9 protein-coding genes and 1 pseudogene are annotated in these 8,265 nt (G+C 62.3%); 7 read left to right on the forward strand and 3 right to left on the reverse strand.

Annotated features, from left to right (window positions below; translation table 11 throughout):
* The 4 genes from E0D95_RS15355 to E0D95_RS15370 all read left to right on the forward strand — a co-directional run.
* On the forward strand, positions 1-215 hold a 215-nt coding region (locus E0D95_RS15355), incomplete at its 5' end, for a hypothetical protein (protein ID WP_005139060.1).
* Positions 216-315: 100 nt separating this feature from the next.
* Complete coding sequence (locus E0D95_RS15360; protein WP_004201164.1) at positions 316-1,128, forward strand: subclass B1 metallo-beta-lactamase NDM-1; 813 nt, start codon at positions 316-318, stop codon at positions 1,126-1,128.
* A 3-nt stretch (positions 1,129-1,131) separates the two neighbouring features.
* Positions 1,132-1,497: a bleomycin binding protein Ble-MBL gene (ble, locus tag E0D95_RS15365; protein WP_004201167.1), complete on the forward strand. Its 366-nt coding sequence runs from the start codon at positions 1,132-1,134 to the stop codon at positions 1,495-1,497.
* A gap of 4 nt (positions 1,498-1,501) precedes the next feature.
* Positions 1,502-2,140, forward strand: a complete 639-nt coding sequence (locus E0D95_RS15370) for a phosphoribosylanthranilate isomerase (RefSeq protein WP_004201168.1) — start codon at positions 1,502-1,504, stop codon at positions 2,138-2,140.
* Positions 2,141-2,150: 10 nt separating this feature from the next.
* Here the strand turns inward: E0D95_RS15370 and E0D95_RS15375 are convergent, their stop codons facing one another.
* Both E0D95_RS15375 and cutA read right to left on the reverse strand, forming a co-directional pair.
* A complete protein-coding gene (locus tag E0D95_RS15375; protein WP_004201169.1) occupies positions 2,151-3,182 on the reverse strand; it encodes a protein-disulfide reductase DsbD domain-containing protein in 1,032 nt (343 codons plus the stop codon).
* A gap of 4 nt (positions 3,183-3,186) precedes the next feature.
* Positions 3,187-3,516 carry a divalent-cation tolerance protein CutA gene (gene cutA / locus E0D95_RS15380; protein WP_004201171.1) on the reverse strand — a complete coding sequence of 110 codons (330 nt, stop codon included), beginning with the start codon at positions 3,514-3,516 and terminating at the stop codon, positions 3,187-3,189.
* Between the two features lie 193 nt (positions 3,517-3,709).
* Here cutA and groES point away from each other — a divergent pair, with 193 nt between their 5' ends.
* From groES to E0D95_RS15395, 3 genes are all read left to right on the forward strand, one after another.
* Positions 3,710-4,000 carry a co-chaperone GroES gene (gene groES / locus E0D95_RS15385; RefSeq protein ID WP_004201172.1) on the forward strand — a complete coding sequence of 97 codons (291 nt, stop codon included), beginning with the start codon at positions 3,710-3,712 and terminating at the stop codon, positions 3,998-4,000.
* A gap of 55 nt (positions 4,001-4,055) precedes the next feature.
* Positions 4,056-5,687 carry a chaperonin GroEL gene (groL, locus tag E0D95_RS15390; RefSeq protein WP_065995563.1) on the forward strand — a complete coding sequence of 544 codons (1,632 nt, stop codon included), beginning with the start codon at positions 4,056-4,058 and terminating at the stop codon, positions 5,685-5,687.
* 236 nt (positions 5,688-5,923) lie between these two features.
* Positions 5,924-7,405 (forward strand): IS91-like element ISCR21 family transposase, encoded by a 1,482-nt coding sequence (locus E0D95_RS15395; protein ID WP_032723056.1) that lies wholly within the window; start codon positions 5,924-5,926, stop codon positions 7,403-7,405.
* Between the two features lie 249 nt (positions 7,406-7,654).
* On the opposite strand, the pseudogene E0D95_RS15405 reads toward E0D95_RS15395, so the two are convergent.
* A pseudogene (locus tag E0D95_RS15405) lies at positions 7,655-7,900 on the reverse strand (acyltransferase); the annotation flags it as partial.
* Between the last annotated feature and the right edge of the window lie 365 nt (positions 7,901-8,265).

Here is an 8,265-nt window from a genome sequence, read left to right on the forward strand (position 1 = left end):
AAAAAGGCACATGCGAAAATATGAATGGTTTAATTAGGCAATATTTACCTAAAGGGATTGATTTAAATCAGGCAGATCAGCATTATTTAAATCAAGTTGCCATGTCACTGAATACTCGTCCTAGAAAGGCGTTAGATTGGCTTACACCATTAGAGAAATTTGCTCAGCTTGTTGATTATCATATGGCTTTTGAAACTGTCGCACCTCATGTTTGAATTCGCCCCATATTTTTGCTACAGTGAACCAAATTAAGATCATCTATTTACTAGGCCTCGCATTTGCGGGGTTTTTAATGCTGAATAAAAGGAAAACTTGATGGAATTGCCCAATATTATGCACCCGGTCGCGAAGCTGAGCACCGCATTAGCCGCTGCATTGATGCTGAGCGGGTGCATGCCCGGTGAAATCCGCCCGACGATTGGCCAGCAAATGGAAACTGGCGACCAACGGTTTGGCGATCTGGTTTTCCGCCAGCTCGCACCGAATGTCTGGCAGCACACTTCCTATCTCGACATGCCGGGTTTCGGGGCAGTCGCTTCCAACGGTTTGATCGTCAGGGATGGCGGCCGCGTGCTGGTGGTCGATACCGCCTGGACCGATGACCAGACCGCCCAGATCCTCAACTGGATCAAGCAGGAGATCAACCTGCCGGTCGCGCTGGCGGTGGTGACTCACGCGCATCAGGACAAGATGGGCGGTATGGACGCGCTGCATGCGGCGGGGATTGCGACTTATGCCAATGCGTTGTCGAACCAGCTTGCCCCGCAAGAGGGGATGGTTGCGGCGCAACACAGCCTGACTTTCGCCGCCAATGGCTGGGTCGAACCAGCAACCGCGCCCAACTTTGGCCCGCTCAAGGTATTTTACCCCGGCCCCGGCCACACCAGTGACAATATCACCGTTGGGATCGACGGCACCGACATCGCTTTTGGTGGCTGCCTGATCAAGGACAGCAAGGCCAAGTCGCTCGGCAATCTCGGTGATGCCGACACTGAGCACTACGCCGCGTCAGCGCGCGCGTTTGGTGCGGCGTTCCCCAAGGCCAGCATGATCGTGATGAGCCATTCCGCCCCCGATAGCCGCGCCGCAATCACTCATACGGCCCGCATGGCCGACAAGCTGCGCTGAGCCATGGCTGACCACGTCACCCCCAATCTGCCATCGCGCGATTTCGATGTGACAGAGGCGTTTTATGCGAAGCTGGGCTTTGCGACGAGTTGGAAGGATCGCGGCTGGATGATCCTGCAGCGCGGCGGTTTGCAGCTCGAATTCTTCCCCTATCCTGACCTCGACCCAGCTACGAGCTCGTTCGGCTGTTGCCTGCGGTTGGATGATCTCGATGCCATGGTGGCATTGGTGAACGCGGCGGGAGCCGAGGAAAAAAGCACCGGCTGGCCGCGCTTCAAAGCTCCGCAACTGGAGGCGAGCGGCCTGAGGATCGGCTACCTGATCGATCCCGACTGCACGCTGGTGCGGCTGATCCAGAACCCCGACTGACCGCATGCCCGCGAAAATCAAGATTTGCGGGATCAGCACACCCGAGGCGCTCGATGCGACCATCGCGGCGCGGGCGGACTATGCCGGGTTGGTGTTCTATCCAGCGTCGCCCCGTGCGGTTACGTCGAATGTCGCGGGCGCTTTGACATCGCGCGCAGCTGGCCAGATCGCCATGGTCGGTTTGTTCGTCGATGCGGATGATGCTGTCATCGCCGACGCACTGGTGGCAGCCAAGCTGAACGCGCTGCAGCTGCACGGTTCGGAATCGCCCGAACGCGTGGCCCAGTTGCGCGCGCGGTTTGGCAAGCCGGTGTGGAAGGCGCTGCCCGTCGCCAGCGCCAGCGATGTCGCACGCGCCGCAGCCTATGCCGGGGCGGCGGACTTGATCTTGTTCGACGCCAAGACCCCCAAAGGCGCGCTGCCCGGCGGCATGGGGTTGGCGTTCGACTGGTCGCTGCTGGCCGGATATCGCGGTGCCTTGCCGTGGGGGCTGGCAGGCGGGCTAAATCCGACGAATGTTGCCGAGGCGATTGCGCGCACCGGAGCGCCGCTGGTCGATACCTCCAGCGGCGTCGAAAGCGCGCCGGGCGTCAAGGATACCGACAAGATTACCAATTTCGCCTTTGCGGTGCGCTTGGCCTAAATCGCGTCGATCAATAGGCGTCGTTCAGCGCAAAGATCGGCTTGCGGGTGCGCCACTGCCCTCGGGTGAAGTCGGGAAAATCTAACGTGCGATTGCCCTCAGCAATCGATTGTTCCGACAGAGGCGTGATCGCGCTCCAGGCCAGCGCGTCGTAAATGTCGATTGGCATCGGGGCCTTGGCCTTCAGCGCCTCGACAAAAGCGTGGATCACGAACCAGTCCATCCCGCCATGCCCGGCCCCTGCCGCCAGATCGGCGTAGCGTTTCCATAGCGGGTGATCGTATTTCGCAAACCAGCCCTCGGCAGGCTCCCAGCGGTGCGGCTGTGGGCTCTTGCCCTCCAGATAGATCGACTTGTTGACGTCCATCCACAGCCCCTCGGTGCCTTGCACCCGAAAGCCGAGAGAATAGGGGCGCGGCAGCGAGGTGTCGTGGCACAGCATGATCGTTTCACCATTAGTGCAGCCGATCATGGTGTTGACCACATCACCCAGTGCGAATTTCACCTCGGCGTTGGGATGATCGGCAGAGCCGTTCTTGACGACATAATCATGCAGCCCGCGCGCCTTACAGCCGAAGCCGCCAGCGCCCGCTTCGCCCGGCAACGCGACCTTCAGGGTGCGGGTCTGCGGCGGGTAGCACACGCCGGCATCGGCGCAGCCCTGGTACTTCACGGTCAGGGTGGTCGCGCTCGCGCCGGCCGCGGGCGTGCCGGTGAGGGTGCCGAGCAATTCCTTGCGGTAGGTTTCGACGTCGCCGAAGAATTCGTCGCGGTAGGCCTTGCCCTTCGGCAGCGCCATGGTCGCGCCGGTGAAGGCGGCATCGGCCTTGACCGAGGTGCGGTGCCGGTACAGGTAATAGCCGTCGGCGATCCGCCAGCGCACCTCGATGCGGTCCGGCGCGGTGGCCTGCGCGGACAGGACGAAGACCTCGTCGACCGGCGGCAGTTCGAAGTCCTGGGCGACGGCCGAGGTCGCGGGCAGCGCAAGCAGCAGGGCGAGCCCGGCCAGCCAGCGGCGCAGGCGGATCGTGGATGCGGTCATTGGCTCAGTTTACCGGTCGGCTCTCGGCGGCCAGCCATTGCAGGTATTCGGGCAGGCCGGACGCGGCTTCGACCGCGAGCAGCTCCGGGAGTTCGTAGGGATGCAGTTGGCGCAGGCGTTCCTGCAGGGCGGGGTAGGCCTCGGCACTGGTCTTGACCAGCAGCAGGACCTCGGCCGCGGCCTCGACCTTGCGTTGCCAGCGATAGACCGAACGCAGGCCGGGCAGGAGGTTGACGCAGGCGGCCAGGCGCTCGGCCACCAGCGCGGTGGCGATGCGCTCGGCGCTGTCGGCGTCGGGACAGGTGCAGAAGCAGATCAGGGCGCTCACCGGCATAGGGTAGCGGCTGCCCCGATCCGGCGGGCCTGGCGGACATCCGCGTGCGGCCCTTGAAAGTCGGCGGGCCCGCCCCATCTCGGTGGCATGCCGGGTTCGCCCGGTTCTGTTGTCCGCGGTTTGGCACTCGCTTCGCGCGACTGCTAAAATCGCCGGGTTTTTCCACGTCAATCAACCATTTACCGAGGTTGCCATGTCCAATATCAAGCCGCTGCACGACCGCGTGGTCATCAAGCGCATGGAAGAAGAGAAGCTGTCCGCCGGCGGGATCGTGATCCCGGATTCGGCCACCGAGAAGCCGATCAAGGGCGAAGTCGTCGCCGTCGGCACCGGCAAGGTGCTGGACAACGGCCAGGTCCGCGCGCCGCAGGTCAAGGTCGGCGACAAGGTGCTGTTCGGCAAGTACAGCGGCACCGAAGTGAAGCTGGACGGCGTCGAGCTGCTGGTGGTGAAGGAAGACGACCTGTTCGCGATCCTCGGCTGATCGCGCGTCGCTCCCACACATTTCTCATCCGAATAATTTTTCGAGGTAATTCGCAATGGCTGCCAAGGACATTCGTTTCGGCGAAGACGCGCGCTCCAAGATGGTGCGCGGCGTCAACGTGCTCGCCAACGCCGTGAAGGCGACCCTCGGCCCGAAGGGCCGCAACGTCGTGCTGCAGAAGAGCTACGGCGCGCCGACCATCACCAAGGACGGCGTCTCCGTCGCCAAGGAAATCGAACTGGCTGACGCGTTCGAGAACATGGGCGCGCAGATGGTGAAGGAAGTCGCTTCCAAGACCTCCGACAACGCCGGCGACGGCACCACCACCGCCACCGTGCTGGCGCAGGCGTTCATCCGCGAGGGCATGAAGGCGGTCGCCGCCGGCATGAACCCGATGGACCTGAAGCGCGGCATCGACCAGGCGGTGAAGGCCGCGGTCGGCGAACTGAAGTCGCTGTCCAAGCCGTCGTCGACCAGCAAGGAAATCGCCCAGGTCGGCGCGATCTCCGCGAACTCGGATGCCAACATCGGCGACCTGATCGCGCAGGCGATGGACAAGGTCGGCAAGGAAGGCGTGATCACGGTCGAGGAAGGCAGCGGCCTGGACAACGAACTCGACGTGGTCGAGGGCATGCAGTTCGACCGCGGCTACCTGAGCCCGTACTTCGTCAACAACCAGCAGTCGATGTCGGCCGACCTGGATGATCCCTTCATCCTGCTGTACGACAAGAAGATCTCCAACGTGCGCGACCTGCTGCCCGTCCTCGAGGGCGTGGCCAAGGCCGGCAAGCCGCTGCTGATCGTGGCGGAGGAAGTCGAAGGCGAAGCGCTGGCGACCCTGGTGGTCAACACCATCCGCGGCATCGTCAAGGTCTGCGCGGTGAAGGCCCCGGGCTTCGGCGACCGTCGCAAGGCGATGCTGGAAGACATGGCGATCCTGACCGGCGGCGTGGTGATTTCCGAGGAAGTCGGCCTGTCGCTGGAGAAGGCCACCATCAAGGACCTCGGCCGCGCCAAGAAGATCCAGGTGTCGAAGGAAAACACCACCATCATCGATGGCGCCGGCGAAGGCGCGGGCATCGAGGCGCGCATCAAGCAGATCAAGGCGCAGATCGAGGAGACCTCCTCCGACTACGACCGCGAGAAGCTGCAGGAGCGCGTGGCCAAGCTGGCCGGCGGCGTTGCGGTGATCAAGGTCGGTGCCGCCACCGAAGTCGAGATGAAGGAAAAGAAGGCGCGCGTCGAAGACGCCCTGCACGCGACCCGTGCGGCCGTCGAGGAAGGCATCGTCCCGGGCGGCGGCGTCGCCCTGATCCGTGCCAAGGCGGCGATCGCCGGCATCAAGGGCGTGAACGAAGACCAGAACCACGGCATCCAGATCGCCCTGCGCGCGATGGAAGCCCCGCTGCGCGAGATCGTGACCAATGCCGGCGATGAGCCGTCGGTCATCCTCAACCGCGTGGTCGAAGGTTCGGGTGCGTTCGGCTACAACGCCGCCAACGGCGAGTTCGGCGACATGATCGAGTTCGGCATCCTGGACCCGACCAAGGTCACCCGCACCGCGCTGCAGAACGCCGCGTCGATCGCGGGCCTGATGATCACCACCGAAGCGATGGTGGCCGAGGCCCCGAAGAAGGACGAGCCGGCGATGCCGGCCGGCGGCGGCATGGGCGGCATGGATTTCTAAGCCCCGCGATCCATCAAGCAAGACCACAAAGCCCGGCCTCGTGCCGGGCTTTGTGCGTTCTGGCGTCCGAGGCGGGAGACTTCCTACCCGCCCCGCGGCAATGTCTGACGCGAAGATCAGAAAACGCCGATATGAACGCGTGCTCGCGGGCGCAACCCTGAGCAGCCGTCCCTGCAACGGAGCGCTGCGTGCCGCGCCTGACCGCACCCCGGCGGCAGGCCGAGGTGTGCGCGCCACTGCCGGCCGCCCACGCCGCTGCGCGTTACGCGCGCCACCTGCCCGAGCGCACGCTGCTGTACGCGCTAGTGCAGGCGCACTACCCGGACTTCATCGCGCGTCTTGAGGCCGAAGACCGCCCGCTGCCCGAGTATGTGCGCGAGGAGTTCGAGACCTACCTGCGCTGCGGCGTGCTCGAGCACGGCTTCCTGCGCGTGGTCTGCGAGCACTGTCGTGCCGAGAGGCTGGTGGCGTATTCCTGCAAGAAGCGCGGGCTGTGCCCGAGCTGCGGCGCACGGCGCATGGCCGAGTCGGCGCGGCATCTGGTGGACGAGGTGTTCGGCCCGCGGCCGGTGCGGCAATGGGTGCTGAGTTTCCCGTACCCGTTGCGCTTCCTGTTCGCCAGCAAGCCTGAGGCGATCGGCCCGGTGCTGGGCATCGTGCATCGTGTGATCGCCGGTTGGCTTGCCGATCAGGCCGGCGTGCCGCGGGATACGGCGCAATGCGGCGTGGTGACCCTGATCCAGCGCTTCGGCAGCGCGCTGAATCTCAACATCCACTTCCACATGCTGTGGCTCGACGGCGTGTACGAGGACACCACCGAGCGTCCGCAGCGCAAGCCGCGCCTGCACCGCACCCGTGCGCCCACATCGGCGCAACTGACGGAACTGGCCAACACCATCGCGCATCGCGTGTGCCGGCACCTGTCGCGCCGCGGCTGGCTCGAAGGCGAAGACGAATCCGTGTTCCTGTCCGACAGCGCGGGTAGCGACGACGGCATGGATGGGCTGCGGATGAGTTCGATGACCTACCGCATCGCCACCGGTCGCGACGCTGGCCGCAAGGTCGTCACGCTGCAAACGCTGCCTGGCGACGCCGGTCCGCTGGAGGGCGACGCCGGCAAGGTCGGCGGCTTCTCGCTGCATGCCGGCGTGGCCGCGGAAGCACACGAAAGCCACAAGCTCGAAAAGCTGTGCCGCTACATCACGCGCCCGGCGATCAGCGAGCAGCGGCTATCGATCTCGCCACAGGGCAGGGTGCGTTACCAGCTCAAGACGCCGTGGCGCAATGGCACCACGCATGTCGAATGGGATGCGGTGGACTTCATCGCCAAGCTGGCGGCACTGGTCCCGCCGCCACGCGCGCATCTCACCCGCTTCCACGGCGTATTCGCCCCGAATGCAAACCTGCGCGCGCAGCTGACGCCCTCGGGGCGCGGCAGGCGGCCTGCGGGCGATGCGGCGCCAGTGGACGTCAGCGCCCACGACGAGCCGCGCAGCCCCGAGCAGAAGCGCCGTGCGATGAGCTGGGCGCAACGGCTCAAGCGGGTCTTTTCCATCGACATCACCACCTGCGCCCACTGCGGCGGCGCGGTGCGGATCGTCGCCAGCATCGAAGACCCCAAGGCCATTCGCGCCATCCTCGCCCACTTCGAGAAACACGGCGCGCTGGAGCAAGCGCACTACCGGCCCGCAGCGCGCGCCCCGCCGCCCGCCGCGTGATGAGGCGCCGGCCACACAGCCGGCAGCCAAGCCAGAGTCCGATCCGATGCGGCCACGACCCCGCAGGGCTGCGCTCGGCCCTGTGCCGGGATTCGGTGAGAAATGGCTACGCACTGAGCCGCTGCGTGGCCCCGCGATGTCGAAAACCCACGCATGAACCCCCGATCTGTGCCCGATCTGTGCCCAAAGCGGCGCTTGCGCGGCCGCTTCCTACCCGCCAGACTCGCCAAAAAGGGCGGTTGAACTTCCTATACCCATATCCCACTTTAGGTTTGGCAGCACCTTTTCAATCAGGTGGTTGTTTACACCAATCCAGCTATTGGCCAATTGAATATTGGTTTCGTCTACTTTTTTTGATTTTTTAAACAGCTTGGTAAAACCGAGTGCCAAAACAGGGGGACCATGTAAAAACGTGCTTCCTGTAATGACTGAACCAACTGTGAGTCCTTTACTGACTTTTTGCAATAAGGATGCTTTTTTATGAGCAGTAGACATAAATCTAACCTTGAGTGTAGAGATTTAAAAAAATGTTCCAACTATAAACAACGGAAATTGAAATACAATTGTATATTTGAAGATGTTGACATTTTTTATGGATTTACCCATTTTCTGCAATTTTAATCCACTTTATCATAAGTGAAGCATTGGTATTTGGTGTATAAAGTTCTTAAAAACTTTTATTGAAACATATATCTCATGTTTTTAGAAATCCGATAAATTGAAAACAATGGAGGGCAGAGTAAAACTTGAAGTGCGACATAAACCACCTAATTAATTTAAAGGGTTTATGGAGTATATAAAATTGTCATACCATCATCTTAACTTTGAAGATCGTACTGCATTAATGCTTGAGTCAAGAA

The sequence above is a fragment of the Acinetobacter ihumii genome, assembly GCF_900625095.1.
Classification (GTDB): Bacteria; Pseudomonadota; Gammaproteobacteria; order Pseudomonadales; family Moraxellaceae; genus Acinetobacter; species Acinetobacter ihumii.